The sequence below is a fragment of the Desulfobulbus rhabdoformis genome, assembly GCF_016919065.1.
Taxonomy (GTDB): Bacteria; Desulfobacterota; Desulfobulbia; order Desulfobulbales; family Desulfobulbaceae; genus Desulfobulbus; species Desulfobulbus rhabdoformis.
In genome coordinates, this window is record NZ_JAFFQA010000043.1 from 1 (window position 1) to 20433 (window position 20433).

Sequence of the window (20433 nt, forward strand, 5' to 3'; positions counted from 1 at the left end):
ACGGATCACCAACAAAACGGAAATACCGCTCTTGAGCTGCGCAGATATTGTGGTAATTCTCAAGGCTACTTTGCCCCGACGAGACATTACGGAATCTGAAATGTTGGAGCAGTTGGAAAAGCGACACAGAAAACGACAGGCATCCATCGATTCTGCGTATAAAGCACAGAGTGAAGAGAAGTTATGCTCTGCCGGATGATCCCCAAAGTAGAACTAAAAGACAAAGCCCCAAATTCTTCTAGCTTTCCTCTCGTTTTTATGTGCATCCCTCTGATTTCATATGGTGTATTTACCGCTCAACAGCGGTAGTTCCCCGCTTTTCACCTCTTTTTGCGTCGATTGAATAGCCTTGGGAACGCCCCTGCAAAAAAAAACCGCACTCAAAGAGTACGGTTCGGGCGATAGCGCATTTGAAAGAGCTTCACCAAGAAACTTTTCGTTGCCAGAAAAGAGTGCTTATAAAAACTCCACCAGCACCAGGTTAATCAGGCCAAGGACAAACCCAAGAAACGCGCCAAAAAGGTTTATATATTTAAACTGTTCCTCCATGATGGAGAGCAGCAGTTTTTCAAGTTGCAACAGATCCAGCCCATCTATTTTTTCCGTTACAAGCCGCTTGATGTTGAGCGATTTTACCACACCAGGAACTTCCTGAAGGAGCATACGACTGATGGTTACAGACAGTGCGTTATTGAACCCTTGGCGAACCCCTCCGGGCACCACATGGTAAAGCAGACCAATGGGACGTTTGATCAGGGCATCGACCATGGCCCCCAACATGGTATTAACAAGCCGCTGGGTTTTGTGTGAGCGTAACAGCGCCAGGATCTCAGCGCTGAATACTTCACGAAGTTGGGCACCCTGCTCTTTGCCAAAAAATTTCTCCCCAAGCTCGGCACAATGCATCTGGCCGTTATCGATGAGATCTTCCATGCTGACGTGAACCATGGCGCTGATGTTATTGAGCGCGCCATCCTGCTGCATGAGCTCAAGCAGCTGACGTGCTGTTGCACGGCAAAAATCTCCCAGCTGTTCGTCACTGACATTTTCCAGAAGTTCAGAAAGTGGCTTGTGCAACAACTCGTCAATGGCAGTATCCAGAGAGGCATGGAAGCGTTGTTGGATTTCAGGGCTGGAGAGCCAGGCAACCAGGTCGTCCTCTTTGCCCGCAAGGTATTCGCCGACTTTGTCTTCCAGTGATTCTTTCTCCAAGAATCCACGGGCCATTGCCCCCATGGGGCCTAGCGAATCAAGGAAATGATCCACCCCTTTGAGCACCCCGGAGATCACCTGACCACGAATGAGGGGATCCGCCACCTGATGCCCCATGCTCGCAAGAATTCTGGCTGCATGGGTACGGGCAAAGGATTTCAGCAGCCCCGTCACTTCCTCCGGTAGCAGATCGTTGAGCGTTTTCCCCTGGGCAGCTGATTTGCGTATTCCCTGGGCCAGAGTGTCACCCAGCCAGAGCCCCACCTGTGGTCCCCCCAGAAGATCACGCAGGATTTCATTGAATACCAGATAAATTTCCCGGCGGTTTTCCGGCGCCAGCAGATCGTTTATCTCCCGGGTGGCCATGGCATCCAGTCGGGCATCAATAGATGCTCGTAGTTGCGCCTCAAACTGCTCTGTCGCCAGATACTGCTTTACGCCTTCGTTGAGCTGGTATTTGAGGGTTTTGATCCCGATTTTAAAGTACGCCTTAAAACGGCGAGGAATTTCATCTCCGATGGGGCCAAGATCCCGCATCATTATTTCGCGTACCCGGCGGTCAACCAGATTCGCCAGGTGCTCCTGAAAGGGCTCCTCGGAGACGGCCGCACCGATGTCTTTACTGGTGAGCAGGTGCTGCCCCACCATTTCGCCAATATTTTCAGCAAGCGCGTGGCGTTTGGAAGGAATAACTCCCGGAGTCATCGGCACCTGCATGCCAAAGACAAACCAGGGTTCAAGCGGCCGAAACAGCATGCGAATGGCAACTCTGTTGGTCAGGTAGCCGATAAAGGCACCAATACAGGGGTGAGCAACGGTCGTCAGCAGGGAGATATCAAAGGCTAGCACGTGGTATTTCCTGAGGGGTAAAGATTAACAAGTGTCCGTCCAGAAATGAGGATTTTTGTTCAAGTTCAGGTAAACCCAGACTCCGAAAAGATCGTTTCTGGATGGGCACTAACAAGAAGCAGCCAGAGCAATGGGCAGCAACTCCTGGGGATGACGGATCAAATGGGCAGCACCTGCCTCTTGAAGCTCTTTGGCATCACGAAAACCCCAAAGCACCCCGACCGAATCCATGCCAGCCGAACGGGCCGTGTGCATGTCAATGGAGGTATCCCCCACATAAAGGACCTCTTGAGGCGTGCACCCAAGGTACTCGGCGGCTTCCAGGGCACCTGCGGGGTCGGGCTTTTTAGCGATCCCCTCGCGCTGGCCAAAGATTGGCTGAAACGGCCACTGGGGGAGCATTTTTTTCACACAGAGTAGCGTAAAATCATGAGGTTTATTGGAAAGGATGGCTACCTGCAGACCTGCATCCACCAGCTGATTCAGCATTTCGGGTACACCGGTATAGGGTGCAGTACGATCATGCCAGGTCTTGGCGTAGATACGTTCAAAGGCTGTCATCGTAGCCGCAACAGTCTCGGGCTGGCGCTGGTTCTCAGGTAAAATCCGTTCCATCAAGATAGAGAGCCCCGCTCCCACAAAATAACGGTAGGCATCAACGGGGTGCGTGGGCAGAGAAAACTCTGCAAGTACCCTGTTGCCAGCATTGGCCAGATCTTCCAGGGTATCGAGTAAGGTCCCATCAAGATCAAACAGGACCGCTTTATACGACATGATTCAACTCCTTTAAAACGTGGGGGACAGCTTAAACGCCGCCAACTAATGTTCGTTCAGAAACGACTCAAGGAAATCTTGAACGATGAGGGAAGACTATAACCATGGCCTTTCCCGCTCGTAAACGATTTTATCCCCGGAATCTTCCCGGGACAGGGTGAAATAATCGCTGGACTGTGTTTTTCCTGTACATCGTCCCTGGATGGGATACACTTGAAAAAATGAATTGTTTAAAATATATATCAACCGATAGCCTTTGCAACAACAGGGTTTTTATTCGTCCCTGCGCTCCCCGATCCTGCATGAGCTGGGGAGGTCGCCACACAGCATCCGAGACGCTCGCGACACCCCGGTAAAAAACATTTTTTCGAAACCTTATCAACAAAGAGCCTGATACACCGCCACATTCCGCGGACAGAGGCTTCCTGTTTCCCCTTTCACGGTACCTGCATGGCCAGCACAACGATTCCGCCTGATGTGATGATCGACCTGATCAAGGTCTCTAAGACCTATCCTCCCGAGGTTCAGGCGCTTGTGGATGTCTCTTTAAGTATTCAGCGTGGGGAGATTGTATATCTTACCGGTATGAGTGGTGCCGGCAAGACCACTCTCCTGCGTCTGATCAGCCGTATGGAAAAACCCACCAAGGGGATGATCGATGTGGCGGGCTTTGACCTGGGCAAACTGCCGCAACGCAATATGCACCTGCTGCGCCGCAAAATCGGCATGGCTTACCAGGATTTTAAACTCCTGCCCGAACGAACCGTAGCCGACAACATCGCCATTGCCATGGAGGTGCTCTACACCCCTAAAAGGACCATGGAACGGAGAACGCGTGAACTCCTGGAGCAGCTCGATTTAAGCCATAAATATGCAACCCGCGCAGGGGAACTCTCCCGAGGGGAACAGCAGCGGGTGACCATTGCCAGGGCCGTGGCCAACGTTCCGGAAATTATTCTCGCCGACGAACCCACCGGAAATCTGGATGGGGAGACAACTGCCCGGGTGATGGATCTCTTTTACCGGCTCAACCGCAAGGGCTCCACCCTGCTTATTGCCACCCACGACACACGGCTCTACCGCCATGACAAAGACCGGGTGATTGAACTGCGCTTTGGCCGCCTGCAATCGGCTGCACAAACTCGCGTCATCAAGGCCGAAGATCAACCTGAGACCACCGAAATCCAGGAGGGGCTGTAACCATGCGCTTTCTCGCGGTCACCTTTGGCCATACTATGCGGAATATGCTGCTGACCTGGAAATCACAGTGCATGACCCTGTTTACGGTTTCACTGTCAGTCTTGATTTTTTCCTTTTTTTATCTGGTGTATGCCAATGCCCTGCAGGTCAGCGCCTCGCTGGACGACGACCTGCGGTTAATTGTCTACCTTGACGAGGCTCCCTCACCACCAATGCAGGCCCAGTATCGCTCAAAAATTCTCAAATTCGACCAGGTCGAAAAGATTGAGTTTATCAGCAGTCAAGACGCCTATCAACGTTTTGAGCAGGCCCTGGGAACAAATGCCGATGTGCTCACCGGGGTACCGGAAGATTTCCTGCCCCCATCCATCGAGGTCTACCCCATTCGCTCACTGGACAGCCTCTCACGGATCAAGCGGTTCTCTGATTACCTGCAGACCCTGCCCGGCGTGCTCAAGGTGCAATACGGCAAACAGTGGATTGACCGCTTCCACTCCTTTATTCAGCTGATTCGTGTGGTAATCATCCTCTCAGGGGCTCTTCTCGTCATGACCACCACCTTTATGGTGGCCCATACCATACGCCTCACTCTGGTCTCGCGACAGCAGGAGCTTGAGCTACTGCGTCTGGTAGGCGCCACCAACAATTATATTCGCACCCCCTTTCTCTTTGAAGGGGCACTGCAGGGGTTCATCGGTGCGGCAAGTGGCATGGGGGCACTCCTGCTGCTGTATAACTGGATCAAACTCCAGTTTGCAGGCCCTGCCACCACCACCTTGCCCTTCACTTTTTTAAGCTGGCCAGTCATAGGCCTGTTAATTGGCCTGGCAACGCTCCTCTGCATCCTTGGCAGTTTTTCAGCCATTCGACGATTTACCCGGTTGTAAACGCTGATGAAACGTATTTTCTATACAACGGCCTGCATCCTTGCCCTTGCGCAGTGGTGCCCTGCCCAGGCCTCGAGACAGCAAGATGCCATCACCATTGGCAAGCTGCGTTTTGGCATCAACGACCAGGAACTGCTCATCGAAAAGAGCAAAGAAAAAGAACAGCTTCTGTTGCACGATCTTACGCGACTTAACCAACAGCTTCGGACGCATCAGCAAAAAATCAAGACACTGAAAGAAAAAATTGCCACCCAGCAGCAGCTCCTCAAAGCCAGAGAACAGGAGATGATCAGTCTTATGCAGCAGAACGAAAGCCTGCGCAACAGCCTGGTCAAACGACTCAAAGCCTATTATCTCACTGGCCAAAATGGTTTTTTTTCTATCGCTTTCTCCGGTAAAACACTACCGGAGATGCTTCTAAGCCAGGATGCCTTTGCCTACCTGGTCACCTACGACCAGGATCTTTTCAACGAATACCGCGCCAGCATCGCGGAGATCAAGCGAGGCACAGAGGCAAAAATCCTGGAAAAATCCATGCTGGAAAAATTTCTGGCGGACGCGGATGCAGAAAACCAGACCCTGCAACAAACAGTGGCTGAAAAAGATGCGCTGCTTGCGCAGGTCCAGGCCCAAAAAGGGCTGTATAAACTCGCTTTAAAAGAGATGCGTAAGGCCGAACGCGAACTTGAAGCATCGTTGCAAGGTGGACAACAAGGTGATAGAAGCGACCAGCAAGGACGCTTTCTTGACAATAAAGGGTTGCTTCCACCGCCACTTTGGGGAAAGGTTGTCCGTGGATTTCACCAGAGCGGTGATAATGGTGATACCACCTTTGCCAATGGACTCTCCATTCAAACACCTGCAGCCAGTGAAGTTTTTGCTATCTTTGGTGGCACAGTGCTCTTTGCAGGTCCCATGCGCGGGTACGGCAAAATGATCATTATCGATCACCACCAGCAGTATTATTCCGTTTCTGCACGACTTGGTCAGGTTTCCGTGCAGGTGGGAGATCGGGTTGAACAGGGCCAGGTCCTTGGCGCCACCGAAGAAAAGAGTTTTCGCCCTGGAGGTGAATTCTATTTTGAAATTCGCCGGGACGCGGTTGCGGAAAATCCGCTCCACTGGTTGAGGCCGGATAGCCTCGAACAGTCCAAGTAAAGCCCCTTTGAGGGCAACAAGTAAGGATTCCCATTGCCACACCGGCAAAACCCCGCTAAACTGCCAGATATTCGAAATATGTTCATCTTCCACTTTCACCCCTTTTCCATGGATTCAGATCTACTGTAGCCTTCACCGAGTCTTTTTGAGGTATCACTTTTGCGCAGACTGCCGGGACCACAGACACAATCACTTCGATCAACTGGTCAACCAGGACTCATGCACTCCCATCCCCTCACCATCATGATACGGTCTATTTTCACGCTTATTCTCTGTTGTTGTCTCTCTGTTTCTTCTGTGCTTGCTGAAACAGACAAGCAAGAGCGAGACCTGTACCGAGATCTGGAAACCTTTGCCAACGTCCTGACGCTTATCCAGCAATACTATGTCGATGAGGTCGATTCAGGCAAGGTGCTGACCGGGGCAATCAACGGTATGCTCAGTTCTCTGGACCCGCACTCGGCCTACATGACGGCTGAGGATTTTCGTGCACTGGAGGAAGAGACATCCGGCAGCTTTACCGGGATTGGGGTTGAGATCTCCATCCGTGATGGGGTGCTGACCGCTGTTACCCCCATTGAAGGGACTCCTGCAGACAGGCAGGGCATCCAGCCCGGCGACCAGATCGTCCGCATCAATGGCAAGCTGACCAAGACCATGAACCTGATGGAAGCAGTGAAGATGCTGCGGGGCGAGGTTGGCACCAAGGTCACTATTACCATCCACCGAAAGCAGTGGAAAACCCCCAAAGATTATACCCTGACCCGGGAAGCAATTCCTCTGGTCTCGGTGAATTCCATGGTGCTGGAACCAGGCTATGGTTACATTCGCATCTCCAACTTTCAGACCTCCACCACCAAAGACGTTGTCAGCGCTCTTGCCGGTTTGCGTAAAAAAGAGCGACTCCAGGGGCTGATCCTTGACCTGCGCAATAACCCAGGTGGCCTGCTCGACCAGGCGGTCAACGTCTCAGATCTCTTCTTGGATAAGGGCGTGATTGTGACCACCAAGGGACGATTCAAGGAAGAGCAGATGGTCTTTGAAGCACATCCGACCGGGGGAGGGAATACCTTTTCCATGGTGGTGCTGGTGAACAGTGGCAGTGCCAGTGGCTCGGAAATTGTGGCAGGCGCCCTGCAAGATCACAAACGGGCCATAATACTTGGGACCACCACCTTTGGCAAAGGCTCGGTTCAGACAGTCTTGCCGCTTCCCGAAGGGGCGGGGCTACGCCTGACCACAGCCAAATACTATACTCCATCGGGTGACTCTATTCAGGCAACCGGCATTAAACCGGATATGATTGTCCCTCTGGTGCCGGTTATTCCTGAAACGGAAAATGTAACCGAGGCAGCCGCAGCCAACACAACCATTCGGGAAAAAGATCTGCCCAATCACCTGAAAAATGAAACCTTGGCACCGGGTTATCGGCCAGCCAAGGAAAAAGAGATGGGCAATCAGGAAGAGAATTTTCAACGGGTGGATGAAATCGAGCAGGTCAGCAAGCGTCTGGAGAAGGACAACCAGCTGCGCACCGCGCTGATTATCCTTAAAAGCCTCGACTTTGCCGCAGATCAGGCGACCGATTAAGAATGCGCCAATTTTTTTGGGTGTATCAGGAAAAAATTAACTTCCGCCAGGCAGAGCAAGTGACCGAAGCTCCCTTTCAGGCCAGCCCCAGATCCCTCAAGATATTTTGATTTGAGCTCCAGTTCTTGCGCACCTTGATCCAGAGGTGCAGCTGCACCTTACAGCCCAGCAGATGCTCGATATCAGCGGTGGACTGCTGACGAATCGTGGCCAGCATCCGTCCCTTCTGTCCGACCAGAATACCCTTTTGCGAGCTTCGCTCCACCATGATAGTGGCATGAATCACCACGGGTTCGCCCTCTTCAAACTGATCGATCACCACCGCGGTTGAATAGGGGACCTCGTCACGGGTCAGGAGAAAGACCTTTTCCCGGATAATCTCCGAGGCGATGAATCGCTCAGTAGCATCGGTGGGCAGATCATCGGGATAGTACTGGGGGCCTTCGGGCAGATGTTTGACCAGCTCCTCGGTCAGGGTATCGACAGCGCTCCCTTCCAGTGCCGAGATAGGGACGATGGCGCTGAAGGGATGCAGTTTCCCGTACCACTCCATCACCGGCAAGAGCCGTGGCGGATCAAGCAGATCCACCTTGTTGAGGGCCAGAACCACCGGTGCCTGGACCTTGTCCAGATAACTCTTGTACTCCTCGGCCCGTTGATCCAGTTTTTTGGGAGGCATGTCGGTGGCATCCACCAGAAACAGGACCACGTCCGCCTCGGACAGACTCTCCATGGCAACCCGCACCATCTGCCGGTTCATCTCCTCCCGTGCTTTATGCAACCCCGGTGTATCCAACAAGATCATCTGATAGTGTTCGCCGGTGACAATGCCCATAATGCGGTTACGGGTGGTTTGCGGCTTGGGGGTAACGATGGCAATTTTCAATTGTAACAAGTGGTTAAGCAGCGTTGACTTTCCGGCGTTTGGGGGACCTATAATCGCTGTTACCCCGGATTGGTGGCTGGTCGTCTTCAAAATAAATGCGTACCTCGTGCAGCTCGCCGGGGAAAATTCCCCGAAGAAATTAATGACAAAGAGGTGGAATCCTGCTATCCACTGTAACTTACCTATTACAATGACCTCTCAATTGCGCAAAGTAAAGTACCAATGATCTCCTCCGGCAGCATTATCGAATTTATTGACGGTGGCAAGTTCCTTTGTGGCTTCGTTACCGACGTTGCCGAAAAAAAGATTCACCTTGTGAGCCAGAACGGCCGTGAGATGCATCTTGCCACCTCTCGCATTCTCTCGGTTTCCAAAACGATCCAGACCAAACCGGAAAGTCGTGAGGCCACAAATCAGCTCTTGCAGCAATGCTGGCAGAATCGGGCTGAGCTTGCACAAACCATTGACCTGGCTGAACTCTGGGAAATAGTCCATGAGGATGCCAGTGAGGATCTTCCCCTTGAGCTGCTGGCTGATCTTCTCTACGGCAGCGATGCCAGTGATGACCAGCGAGCCGCATTCCTACGCGCGGTTTTTAACGACCCCCTCTATTTCAAGTTCAAAAACGGCCTGATTGCCACCCACACACAGGAGCAGGTTGAACAACTCCAGCTGCAACGACAGCGCGAAGCGGAAAAAGCCCAGCTTTTGGAGCAGGCTGTCCAGGGATTCAAATCACTCAACCAGGGCAAACAGCCAGGGAAGGATCAGTGGCCAGAACAGGATCAATGTCTTGCCTGGTTGCAGGAGTCTGTGCTTTTGGGCAGTGAAGCAGCTGAGGATAAATTTATTCGCCAATGCTTAAAGAAGGCTGGGTTGACTTCGCCGCATGCAGGTTTTGAACTCCTGGTGAAAGCCGGTACCTGGGACCGCGACGAGAATCTCTCCCTGCTTCGCTCGGATCAGCCCCTGGAATTTGGTGAAGAAGCTCAAACCGAAGCCGACAGTCTGCAAGAGGCTACCCTTGATGAGCTACTCGCCGATCCCAAGCGCAAGGATTTACGCGAACTCAATATTCTCACCATTGATGGTGCCTTTACCCGCGATTTTGACGACGCCGTCCATGTGACCCACAAAGAGGGGGGCCTGATTGAAGTCGGCATCCACATTACGGATGTCAGTTATTATATTCCGCCCAAGAGTGCGCTCTTTGGCGAAGCGAGAGAACGGGCGACCTCGATTTATTTCCCTGAAGGGCAGATCCCCATGCTGCCCAAGAACCTCTCTCTTGATCTCTGCAGTTTGATTCAAGGCAAGATTCGCCCGGCCATCAGCTTCCTGATCAACTTTGACGCCCAGGGCACTCTGCTCCGCAGTTCCATCGTCCCTTCCATCATTGAGGTCAAAAGACAACTCAGCTACCGTGATGCCGATGGCCTGATCGACAAGGATCCGGATCTTAAAGCTCTCAACACTCTGCGCCAGCAACTGCGCCAGCAGCGAGTTGATCGGGGCGCCCTGCTACTTTCCCTGCCTGATGTCAATGTGGATATCCGTGACCGACAAAATATTCAGGTCCATCTCTCCCCGGTGGATACCCCCTCACGGAACCTGATCTCCGAGCTGATGATTCTGGCAAACGGTCTGGCGGCGGCCTACTTTGCCAACCAGGAAGCCCCTGGACTGTTTCGTTCGCAACCCCCACCCCGTCGACGCATTATTTCCGGGGTCCAAAACTCGCTGACCGATATCGCCTATCAAAGACGATTTCTCTCGCGGGGTGAGCTAACCTCCCACCCTAAGCCCCACAGCGGTCTGGGCCTAAACAGTTACACCACCATCACCTCCCCTATTCGCCGCTTTCTTGACCTGGTAATGCAGCACCAGCTCAGCAACATGATCCATGGACGGGGGATTCTTTTTTCCGGTGATGAGTGCAAGACCTTTGCAGGGGTGATTCAACAAAAGCTTGGCCGGGCCAATGGACTGCGCCAACAGCGGCATCGCTACTGGATTCTGCGTTACCTGGCCCCCAAGGAAGGCCAGCGGTTGGGTGCGCTTGTGGTCGGTGTCGGTCCCAAACGAGTCAACCTCCTGCTCTGCGACTGCCTTTTTGATGTGGACCTGCCTCCCAACCCAGCCTTTCCGGTGGATCCTGGAGACACTGTCCGCATTCGCCTTTCCCGGGTTCGCCCGCAGGACAATGTCCTCCGGGTCGAATGGTAATGGGGGAGAGACAGACAACATTCTCCAGTTTCTTAACCAGCCCTCAACCTGAATCCGAAAGTGTTCATCGCGGCGGCAGGTATACAAAATGGGGCGGCAGGCAGCCTGCGTCTCATCCATCCTAGTCATGGACAAATCCGTGCCGATCAGGTATATGCTCTGAAATGTTCTTGCTGGTACATCCTGCTGCCTGTATAAGGGGTGGCTCTGCTTCATGCCTCACACCACCGTTATTGAATTTGCTGCAGCGTGAGAAAGCATGGTTATGACTAAATCATGGGTACTTACGAGTCCATACAATCTTTTAAGGTCACTCTTCGGGTGTCCTTATCTTCTGCAATGAAACAAAGACATCTCGCACTTTTGCTTCTCTGTGGTTTGCTCATGGTCATCCACCCTGCCATGGCCTGGTCTGCACGGGAGATCAATCCGGAAATTAAAGATATCATTGTCACCACCTCCGATGTCGATCTCTTGCTGTTTGCCACCGTCAAAAATGGATTTACCCAGGAGATGATCAAGGACGTGCAGGCTGGAATGCCCATCGTGTTCACCTACAAGCTGGAACTCTTAAAAACATCGCCCCACTGGCTGGACAAATCCCTGGTGGAGACGGCGGTGACCCATACCCTCACCTACGATGCAACCAGCAAAAAATACCAGGTGCGCTTTTCCAACCAGCCAAAACTGGTGGAGACCACCTCCGATCTGGATGAGGCCAAGCGGCTCATGACGGAACTCAACGGAGTCAAAGTTATTGCCTTATCCCGCCTGATTCCCGATGCCCCCTATGCCATTCAGTTCAAGGTGGTTCTCAAGAAAGGCTCGCTCCCCCTGGGCATGCAGAAGGTGCTCCCCTTTTCTTCACTCTGGAACTTTGAAACCGACTGGCGCACGATCGAATTCAGGTACTGAGCACCAGGCGCTTAACCGATGCTGACCGCGGAACAGAGAAAGAAAAAACAGCGGCTGATCCGTATCGTTATTGGCTGTTGCCTCCTCCTCATTCCCCTGTTGGGCTATGTCCAACGCGGCCTGCTCAGTGGTGAATTTACCCTGCCACTTTCCAGTACGGTCCTCATCTTTGCCCTGATCAACATCAACGGGCTGCTCCTGCTGCTAATGCTCTACCTGGTCCTGCGCAATCTGGTAGAACTTATCTTTGAGCGCAAACAGCACCTGCTGGGCTCCCGCCTGCGTACTCGGCTGGTCATCAGCTTCATCTCCTTGTCTCTCATCCCCACGGTTATTCTCTTTTTCGTGGCCCTGCGCTTTGTTTCCACCTCCATGGACTACTGGTTCAACGCCCGGGTGGAAGAATCCCTGCAGGCATCTCTGCAGTTGGCACAAAAGACCTTGCACGCAAACCAGGAGCAGGTTCAATTTTTAGGCAAGCACTTTGCCAACCTGTTGGAAGACAACATGGTGGATCTCAGTAACCAGGCCGCTCTTGAGCGCTACTTCAAAAAGATCCTGGACGATAAGAGTGCAACGCCCCTTGATAACCTGATGCTGTTAGACGCAAGCCACGAACAGGTCCTGGCCATAGGCGGTGCCCGTCTGCAACAGATCTCGTACCCTCCGCTGCCTTCGGAGGCACTACGCCAAAGTGCCCGCAACAACCAGATCAAAACAGTGACCCGGCGAACCACTATCGGTGAGCTGATTCAGGCCATTGTTCCGGTGACGGTCCATCAGGAGTCCAGCCAGACCTGGTTTCTCATTGCCAGCCTTCTGATACCTTCTGCCCAGCTGGAGACCATGCAGACCATCACCGAGGGTATCACGGGCTACCAGCAGATGATCATGCTCAAGGCACCCATCAAATTCAGCCTGATCATCATGCTGTTGATCATCACCCTCTTGATTCTTTTTGGCGCGATCTGGTTCGGTTTTTATATTGCCCGGGGTCTCACCGGCCCGATTAATAAACTGGCCGAGGCAACCCAGCGGGTGGCTGATGGCGACATGGAGTTCATCGTCGAGAAAGAGGCGGACGATGAGATGGGTATGCTGGTTGATTCCTTTAACTCAATGACCGCCAAGATTCTGGCCTCTAACCGCCAGCTCGCCCAGACCCACCGCGCTCTAGAATCGAGCACCGAGGTTTCGGAACAGCGCCGTCGCTACCTGGAAACCATCCTCAAAAACGTGGCTGCCGGGGTTATTGCCCTGGATGAGCATAATCGAATTACCACAATCAATCGATTTGCTGAAGAGTTGCTGGCCATTGAACCGGATGCCTTTCTTGGCCAGGATTTCCATGATGCCCTTCCCCGCCAGCATGGCATGATCGTCGAGAGTTTCCTCCGCGATCTGCTCAAAAGTGGGAAGGCATCCATTGAACGCCACCTGCGCATCACCATTCGCCGCGGTGAAACCCTCTCGCTCCAGGTCAATGTCACCCGGCTCATTGATGAACGGCAGCAGTCCATAGGCTTTGTTTTTGTATTTGACGATCTCACCAACCTGGAAAAGGCCCAGCACCTGGCCGCCTGGCAGGAGGTTGCCCGCCGCATCGCCCATGAAATCAAAAACCCGCTCACCCCGATTCAACTCTCCGCCCAGCGATTAAGAAAACGGTATCTGGATACCATTGGGGAAAATCGTGACATCTTTGACCAGTGTACCACCACCATCGTCAATCAGGTTGAGGAGATCAAAAACCTGGTCAGTGAGTTCTCCGACTTTGCCCGTATGCCGCAGCTGCGAAAGGAACGCACCGATCTGGCTCGACTGATCGGGGAAATTGTCCTGCTCTACCAGGAGGCACACAAACATCTCTCCATCAGCTTCAACCTCAGCCCCGATGTCCCCCCCTTTCTTTTTGACGCGGTTCAGATCAAGCGGGTTCTGATCAACCTGCTGGATAACGCCGTCTCCGTACTGTCGCAGGAAGGCATCATCACTGTCAGCCTGGGGTTGAGCAAGGATGGCAAGTCCGCCCGACTTGAGGTGGCAGACAACGGCCCCGGCATGAGTGACGAGGTCAAGCTCCGGGTGTTCGAGCCCTACTATTCCAACCGTAAGACCGGTACCGGCCTCGGACTTGCCATTGCCCAGACCATCATCCATGAGCATGGTGGCAGTATTCGCGTAAGTGACAACTATCCGGCGGGTGCGGTGTTTGCGGTTGAGCTGCCACTGGAGACCTGATAGTATGCAGCTCTCAGTCAGAATTTCCCCTGAATCCGTGAGCATCCATCGGTGCGTCAGTTTCGTTGTTGGTGACATGTCGATTAAAGTAAACTTTATCGGCGTGTTACGAACAATGAAAGTGGCGGGCCGATGCATGCCCCCAAAGGGCGGCGGGTGAAGCTGAACAGGGAATGTGATTATACTTAAATCATCGTTTATTCAAGTTGATCTACTGTTCAGCGATCACACGCCGTCACGGATTCAGGTTTACAGCCTCCCTACCCTTGAGCGACTACGCCTGCATGCCTGAAACTATTCTCATCATTGACGACGAAAAAGCTATTTGTGAAAGCCTTGCCGGAATTTTATCCGATGAGGGCTTCAATCCCCTGGTGACCCATTCCGCCGAAGAGGGGTTGCAGATCCTCGATGAGAAGGACATCCACCTCGTCTTACTCGACATCTGGCTTCCGGGGATGGACGGGCTTGAGGCTTTAAGCCTGATTAAACAGCGTTTCAGCCTGCCGGTCATCATGATTTCCGGCCATGGGACCATCGAGACCGCGGTCCAGGCGACCCGAATAGGTGCCTTTGATTTCATTGAAAAGCCCCTTTCCTACGACAACACCCTGCTTGCTATTCGCAAAGGGTTACAGCTCGCCCGCTTGGAACGGGATAATCAGGTTCTGCGAGAAAGTCGGCCGGTACTCAAACGGATTACCGGTGACAGCCCCCAGGTTGAGATGCTCCGCCAGCAGATTGAACGGGTAGCTCCGACCGATGCCTGGGTCTTGATTCGCGGCGGGCACGGGACCGGCAAGGAACTGGTGGCCCAGACCATACACCGCCATTCCCTGCGGGCAAAACACCCCATGGTTGCAGTGAACTGCGCCGCTATTCCTGAAGAGTTGATTGAATCTGAACTTTTTGGTCACATGAAAGGCGCCTTCACCGGGGCCACCGAAACCAAAAAAGGCAAGTTTGATCTGGCCAACGGCTCCACACTCTTTCTCGATGAAATCGGTGATATGAGTTTGAAAAGCCAGGCTAAGGTGTTGCGTATTCTCCAGGAACAGCGTTTTGAACGGGTGGGGGGCTCGCGCACTATCGAGGTGGACGTTCGCGTTCTGGCGGCGACCAACAAAGACCTGGAAGAGGAAATCGAGCTGGGGAACTTTCGGGCCGATCTTTTTTACCGACTCAATGTGGTCCCGATTACGGTGCCGGAGTTACAGGATCGGCGAGAGGATATTCCCCTTTTGGTCGCCGACTTTGTGCAACAGTTCAGCAAAAAAGGCATCAGCCTCAAAGACTTCACCCCCGAGGCTCTGCTGCTCTTGCAGCAACATCACTGGCCCGGCAATGTCCGCGAATTACGCAACCTTGTCGAACGGCTGGTGATCATGACCCCTGGCGATCGTATTGATGCTGCGGATGTGACTCTCTTTCTTGGTTCCCCTGCAAAGACAGTAATGCACCCACCTGGCCAGCTACTCGCCTATAACGCCCTGCCCTTCAAAGAGGCCAGGCGCCAGTTTGAAACCGATTATCTCAGCGCCAAACTGCAGGAAAATGAGGGAAATATCTCCAAAACCGCAGAGCAGATCGGCATGGAACGCAGCCATCTCCATAAAAAATTAAAAGCCCTGGATATTGCCGGGAAATAACCCGGTCCTCCAGGACTCTCCAGCATCGAGGGAAGAACATCTCCCCTCTGACACCCTATTCTTCACACGAGGTCTTCTATGGTTTTTCCAGAATATCGTCCGCGCCGCATGCGACAAAATGAAACGTTACGCTCCATGATTCGTGAAACACGTCTGGCCCCCGAGCAGATGATGTACCCGCTCTTTGTCCTGCCGGGAAAAGGTATCCGCGAAGAGGTCAGCTCTATGCCCGGTGTTTTTCGCCTCTCCATTGACCAACTGGCCAAGGAGGCGAAAGAATGCCTTGCTCTGGGAGTGCGTTCCGTCATTCTCTTTGGACTCCCAGAGAAAAAAGACGCACTGGGATCCGGGGCCTATGCCAAAAACGGTATTATTCAGCAGGCTATTCGCGAACTGAAAAATAAAGTGCCGGAGATGACCGTGGCAACGGATGTCTGTCTCTGCGAATACACAGACCATGGCCACTGCGGCTGTCTGGTGGGTGAAACCGTGGACAATGACGCCACCTTGGAACTCTTAAGCAAAACCGCCCTCTCCCATGCTCAGGCCGGAGCCGATATGGTGGCGCCTTCTGACATGATGGATGGGCGAATCAGTGAAATTCGCGCTGTTCTGGACGAAAGCTCCTATCATATGGTGCCGATCATGTCCTATGCGGTGAAGTATGCCTCAGCCTTTTATGGTCCCTTTCGGGATGCGGCCGAATGCGCCCCACAGTTTGGCGATCGCCGCTCCTACCAGATGGATCCGGCCAACAGCCGTGAGGCACTCCGAGAGGCCACCCTGGATGTTGAAGAAGGCGCAGATATCCTCATGGTCAAACCGGCACTTTCCTACCTGGATATCATCAGCCGCCTTCATGACGAGTTTGACCTGCCCGTGGCCGCCTATCAGGTCAGTGGCGAATATGCCCTGATTCAGGCCGCCGCGGAAAAAGGCTGGATCGATGGGCCCAAAGTCATGGCGGAGAGCCTGCTCTCCATCCGCCGTGCCGGTGCCGATATCATTCTGACCTACTTTGCCAAAGAGATGGCCAAACTGCTTCGGGCCTAGCCCCTTTGCTCTGCCCAGGTTCCCTGGTTTCTCAAACAGTCATGGCCGGTTGGGGCTTCCCAACCGGCCATGACTGTTTCCAGGAGAATCCTGTTCTCAGGCTCTCTGATTTTGTGAGCATTCATCGATGTTTCAGTTCAGGTGAGGTTTTCTCTTGCCCTCCTTTTGCACCATGAGGATCTTGCGCCATGCGAACAGAAGCAGCACCGCCATCACCCCCCCTAAAAAATCTGCCGCAACATCCCCCCCGCTGACCGACCGACCGGGAATAAAAGATTGGTGGTACTCGTCAAGCAGGCCGTAGACCAGACAGAGAACAAGGGTGGAGCCAACTACGAAGGGGAAACGTTCTCGCCAAAAAGGTTTAAGCCCAAGCAAATAGGCACCGCCTAAAATTGCATAGGCCAGCATATGCAGCAGTTTATCCGAACTGTAAAATTCAGGCAGATGCAGCGTACTTCCGGGTTGATGAGAGAGATAGAAAATCCCTCCCATAACCATGAACAGCGGCACCATTCGAAGAATCCAGCGCATGGCACTCCCCATCACGCATCGCTCAACTCACCCTCGGTGACGTGCATTTGCGCCAACATCTCCTGCGGATACCGTTTATGCAGCCGTCTGATCGCAGCATGGATCTGCTGGCTTGGGGCGTGGGTTAATGTTATTTCACTTTTGTCGCTGTACGCGGTGAGCACCAACTCTCGATTTTTCAGGGCAAAGGTATGCGAAAAATTGATTTCAATGGTCTCGGGATTCTCATCGATGGGGACTTCCAGCGCCTCTCCTGCCTGGGCAATCTGGACCGCGTCGCTCTCGGTTGCCTCCAGCATCCAGGCATCCCCTGCCGCATCAGAGTAAAAAAGGAAAACCCCCAGCTCATGAAAACTGGCCTTTTTCAAGGCAGCCCGGCCCTGCAGCTTTTCAATGGTCGTCAGCAGCGAGACTTTCATCTGGCTGGCAGCACTTTGCGGGGCAGCCCCCACCCGCTCTGCCGGAAGACAGCAGTGTTTATATTTTTTCCCAGAGCCACAGGGACAGGGATGATTTCGTCCAATTTTTCCCATGGAGACGTAACCTCGTTCTATTGTTATTCAGGAGCTAGCGAGAAAACACAGGTATTTCAGTTTCTCTAATCAAAAGACAAAAAAGAAGGGCAGGTTTGTTTGCCCCTGATTCCACGAAGCGGCGAACGCGGGCAAAGCAGAGCCATTGAAACGGCATCTCCTGTTCATACCCTGAACCACCGAAACACTTCAAGAAAAACTAAAGATTTTACATTGAAAGAAGGATATGCCCACAGCGGCCCCCCTCGGTAAAGATAGGTAAAGCTCTGCAAAAAACGCACGAAGAATTTGCCGGAAATTCAAGAAGAAGCTACCTTTTAATCATAAAAGAAACCACCACACACAGAGCAGTTGCCCCTCACAAACACCAATGGAGGCTCTCCATGAACCTTACATCTATCAACGCTGTTACCTCACAGGCGACCCTGAATCTCAACACTCAAAGCCAAAAATCAGCAAACAGTACAGAAGAAAGCAGCACGCTGGTCACCGAGGACAGTGTAGAAATTTCTGAAGAAGGTTACGCTCTTGCCAGTGAAGTCAGTGAATCTGAAGAGGAGAGCGAGAGCCAGGAATCAGGCACTGCTGCGGCTACAGGAGCATCAGGGGCATCTTCTTCCAGTACGAGCGAGGAGACCATTGAAGAACTTGAGGAACAGATCGAAGAGTTAGAAAAAGAGGTTGCCGAGCTCACAACCAAGGCTCGGGAAGATGAGGCGGCAAAAATCGAACTCAATGCAAAACAGGCCCAGCTGAGCACACTCTACTCACAGCTGGTCCAACTGCAGCAAAATCAGGAGCAGGGATAACGGTACAGTTTTTCAGTCCACCGGGTGGAGAACAGAATTCTCCAGCATCCCTGTGCGTACCGGAACCAGCCAGTACTCGTCACTCTGGCCACGGATGGCCTCTGAAAGTTCTTCGCTGACCCAGTGGGAATCCTCCACCAGATTATAAAAAACCGAGTCGATCCCAATAAAACCATCAAGCAGATGGGTCAGAGTGTGGAGAATTTTCGTCGCATACCCCTGTTTTATAGAGAGAAGATCCTCCAGAGTTGTCGCCCCCTCCTCTTTGAGATGCTCAAGCATACGTCTGGCAAAAACATCGTTGGCGACCAAGCCCATACCCAGGGTATCCCAAAACTTTTCATGCTCTTTGTCCAAAACCTCTTCTGCCTGCACAAAAAATTCTGCATAGGAGATCAGCTGGTTACCGGAGAGATATCGTTCAATGTGCCGGGCAGCCAACGTTGCTGACTCTGCCCGAACCAGGAAATAGTGGGAAATGGGATATTCCATAGGGATTTAGCTCGAAATTAAGAGGATTGTCCGCTGTCTGCAACAGGGAACTTTGTTTTTTGTTTAGCCCGGATTTCTCGTCAGTTCAGGCGGCGTCAGATTCAACTTTTTGGGCCAGGGCTACCGCACGAACAGAGTTAAGGCAGTTGACATCCTGGACGCCTGCATAGCCCATGTCCATGTTAACATACCAACTTTCGTGCTGTCCATGCCGGTCACAACTCCAGAACCAATGCACCGGTACCATATCATCGTTGGGTAACGGAGCCACGTCCCCATCGGCCAGTAGACTGAGCAATTCATTGACCGTGGGGAGCCGCCAGTTGCGTATACCATGGGCGCACTGCTCGTTAAGCTGATGCACGTAGGCCGTGGCGTCCTCACAACTCAAGGGAAAACGGCTGGTTTCACGGGCCCAGACAAGGCCGGTTGTGGCGTCATGAACCAGCGTTTCCCCCAGTTCCAAACGGTTGCACACGGGTTCAAGCGGTCTGTACTGCTTGCTCACGCCAAAGAGGTCCCTTGCCTTGGAGCGGCAGACATTTGCCGGTTCTGAGCGTACCTGCACGGCTGCGCTCTGTCGACCGTCAAAAACACAAGCCCCTGATGGTGTCGGAGGTCCGAGCGTAAGCTGATCAAAGGCGGCCAGCATTTCTCGACCGGATTGAAACCGATCGCCGGGTTTCCACTGCAGAGCCCTGGCAAAAAAGTCATCCCAGGCCGTATCATAGCGGGGATTGACAAGAGAGAGCGAAAAGCTCTGCATCCCGGGAAGTTGCCCGGTGAGCATACGATACAAAAGCACTGCTGCGGAGTAGAGATCAGCCCGGCCATCGACCTGATTGGGATCTTTGCGCTGTTCCGGCGGCGTATAATAGGGTGAGCCGATCTGCATATTGTCCGGCCCGGAGAAACTGACGCCTTGCACCAGAGACATACCGAAATCGCAGATTTTGATGGTATCTTCATCGGTCACCAGAATATTCTGCGGCTTGATATCCCGATGCACGATCTGGTTGTGATGCAAAAAATCAAGTGCAGCCAATATCTGTCGCCCATACTGCAGCACCTTCTCCGCGCCAATAACCCGGGAGGGATCTTCCAGGATGTAGGTCTCCCCTATCATGTCGCCAAGATTATTGCAGATATAATCCATGACAAAGTAAAGCCGCCCTGCGCTATCCCGATCAAAATCATGGGCGGTCACTAAAAAAGGCTGGTTAAAGGCGGCCATGGTTCGGGCTTCAAAGGTGAAAATATCTTCCAGCTTTTCCAGGCCGACAATATCTTCGAGCAACTCCCCGGGCTGAAGCAGCTTGATAGCCACCACCTTATTAATCACCGGAACCAGTCCTTTATAGACGGCGCCCATCCCACCGCGCCCCAGGCGACGGATTATTTCGTATTTACCTATATATTGCATAG

General features: G+C 52.8%; 17 protein-coding genes and 1 pseudogene. 11 read left to right on the forward strand and 7 right to left on the reverse strand.

Annotation, left to right across the window (positions count from 1 at the left end):
* Nucleotides 1-199 (forward strand): annotated as a pseudogene (locus tag JWJ90_RS18135) (hypothetical protein); the annotation flags it as partial.
* Nucleotides 200-456: 257 nt separating this feature from the next.
* Here JWJ90_RS18135 and JWJ90_RS18140 read toward each other — a convergent pair.
* Nucleotides 457-2061: a DUF445 family protein gene (locus tag JWJ90_RS18140; RefSeq protein WP_205228634.1), complete on the reverse strand. Its 1605-nt coding sequence runs from the start codon at nucleotides 2059-2061 to the stop codon at nucleotides 457-459.
* Nucleotides 2062-2169: 108 nt separating this feature from the next.
* A complete protein-coding gene (locus tag JWJ90_RS18145; protein WP_205228635.1) occupies nucleotides 2170-2835 on the reverse strand; it encodes an HAD family hydrolase in 666 nt (221 codons plus the stop codon).
* A 450-nt stretch (nucleotides 2836-3285) separates the two neighbouring features.
* Here JWJ90_RS18145 and ftsE point away from each other — a divergent pair, with 450 nt between their 5' ends.
* The 4 genes from ftsE to JWJ90_RS18165 all read left to right on the forward strand — a co-directional run bounded on the left by ftsE (nucleotide 3286) and on the right by JWJ90_RS18165 (nucleotide 7670).
* Nucleotides 3286-4035: a cell division ATP-binding protein FtsE gene (gene ftsE / locus JWJ90_RS18150; protein WP_205228636.1), complete on the forward strand. Its 750-nt coding sequence runs from the start codon at nucleotides 3286-3288 to the stop codon at nucleotides 4033-4035.
* 2 nt (nucleotides 4036-4037) lie between these two features.
* Nucleotides 4038-4922, forward strand: a complete 885-nt coding sequence (locus JWJ90_RS18155) for a cell division protein FtsX (protein ID WP_205228637.1) — start codon at nucleotides 4038-4040, stop codon at nucleotides 4920-4922.
* A gap of 6 nt (nucleotides 4923-4928) precedes the next feature.
* Nucleotides 4929-6080, forward strand: coding sequence for a murein hydrolase activator EnvC family protein (locus tag JWJ90_RS18160; protein WP_205228638.1), 1152 nt, complete (start codon nucleotides 4929-4931; stop codon nucleotides 6078-6080).
* Between the two features lie 219 nt (nucleotides 6081-6299).
* Nucleotides 6300-7670, forward strand: coding sequence for a S41 family peptidase (locus tag JWJ90_RS18165; RefSeq protein WP_240195028.1), 1371 nt, complete (start codon nucleotides 6300-6302; stop codon nucleotides 7668-7670).
* A 76-nt stretch (nucleotides 7671-7746) separates the two neighbouring features.
* Here JWJ90_RS18165 and era read toward each other — a convergent pair whose 3' ends face one another.
* Nucleotides 7747-8646, reverse strand: coding sequence for a GTPase Era (gene era / locus JWJ90_RS18170; RefSeq protein WP_205228639.1), 900 nt, complete (start codon nucleotides 8644-8646; stop codon nucleotides 7747-7749).
* Nucleotides 8647-8778: 132 nt separating this feature from the next.
* On the opposite strand from era, the gene JWJ90_RS18175 reads away from it, so the two are divergent.
* From JWJ90_RS18175 to hemB, 5 genes are all read left to right on the forward strand, one after another.
* Entirely contained in the window at nucleotides 8779-10782 is a 2004-nt protein-coding gene (locus tag JWJ90_RS18175) for a ribonuclease catalytic domain-containing protein (RefSeq protein ID WP_205228640.1), read from the forward strand.
* Between the two features lie 339 nt (nucleotides 10783-11121).
* Nucleotides 11122-11697 carry a DUF4390 domain-containing protein gene (locus JWJ90_RS18180; protein ID WP_205228641.1) on the forward strand — a complete coding sequence of 192 codons (576 nt, stop codon included), beginning with the start codon at nucleotides 11122-11124 and terminating at the stop codon, nucleotides 11695-11697.
* Nucleotides 11698-11715: 18 nt separating this feature from the next.
* Nucleotides 11716-13938, forward strand: a complete 2223-nt coding sequence (locus tag JWJ90_RS18185; protein ID WP_205228642.1) for a sensor histidine kinase — start codon at nucleotides 11716-11718, stop codon at nucleotides 13936-13938.
* Nucleotides 13939-14222: 284 nt separating this feature from the next.
* Nucleotides 14223-15587, forward strand: a complete 1365-nt coding sequence (locus JWJ90_RS18190; RefSeq protein WP_205228643.1) for a sigma-54-dependent transcriptional regulator — start codon at nucleotides 14223-14225, stop codon at nucleotides 15585-15587.
* A gap of 78 nt (nucleotides 15588-15665) precedes the next feature.
* Nucleotides 15666-16640, forward strand: a complete 975-nt coding sequence (gene hemB / locus JWJ90_RS18195; protein WP_205228644.1) for a porphobilinogen synthase — start codon at nucleotides 15666-15668, stop codon at nucleotides 16638-16640.
* Nucleotides 16641-16772: 132 nt separating this feature from the next.
* Here hemB and JWJ90_RS18200 read toward each other — a convergent pair whose 3' ends face one another.
* Both JWJ90_RS18200 and JWJ90_RS18205 read right to left on the reverse strand, forming a co-directional pair.
* A complete protein-coding gene (locus JWJ90_RS18200) occupies nucleotides 16773-17174 on the reverse strand; it encodes a VanZ family protein (protein WP_205228645.1) in 402 nt (133 codons plus the stop codon).
* Between the two features lie 11 nt (nucleotides 17175-17185).
* Nucleotides 17186-17707 (reverse strand): SEC-C metal-binding domain-containing protein, encoded by a 522-nt coding sequence (locus JWJ90_RS18205; RefSeq protein WP_205228646.1) that lies wholly within the window; start codon nucleotides 17705-17707, stop codon nucleotides 17186-17188.
* Nucleotides 17708-18090: 383 nt separating this feature from the next.
* On the opposite strand from JWJ90_RS18205, the gene JWJ90_RS18210 reads away from it, so the two are divergent.
* On the forward strand, nucleotides 18091-18516 hold the full coding sequence (locus JWJ90_RS18210) for a FlxA-like family protein (protein WP_205228647.1): 426 nt from the start codon (nucleotides 18091-18093) through the stop codon (nucleotides 18514-18516).
* A 12-nt stretch (nucleotides 18517-18528) separates the two neighbouring features.
* On the opposite strand, the gene JWJ90_RS18215 is transcribed toward JWJ90_RS18210, so the two are convergent.
* Together JWJ90_RS18215 and JWJ90_RS18220 are read right to left on the reverse strand one after the other, a co-directional pair.
* On the reverse strand, nucleotides 18529-19008 hold the full coding sequence (locus JWJ90_RS18215; RefSeq protein ID WP_205228648.1) for a hypothetical protein: 480 nt from the start codon (nucleotides 19006-19008) through the stop codon (nucleotides 18529-18531).
* 85 nt (nucleotides 19009-19093) lie between these two features.
* On the reverse strand, nucleotides 19094-20431 hold the full coding sequence (locus JWJ90_RS18220) for a protein kinase domain-containing protein (RefSeq protein ID WP_205228649.1): 1338 nt from the start codon (nucleotides 20429-20431) through the stop codon (nucleotides 19094-19096).
* Between the last annotated feature and the right edge of the window lie 2 nt (nucleotides 20432-20433).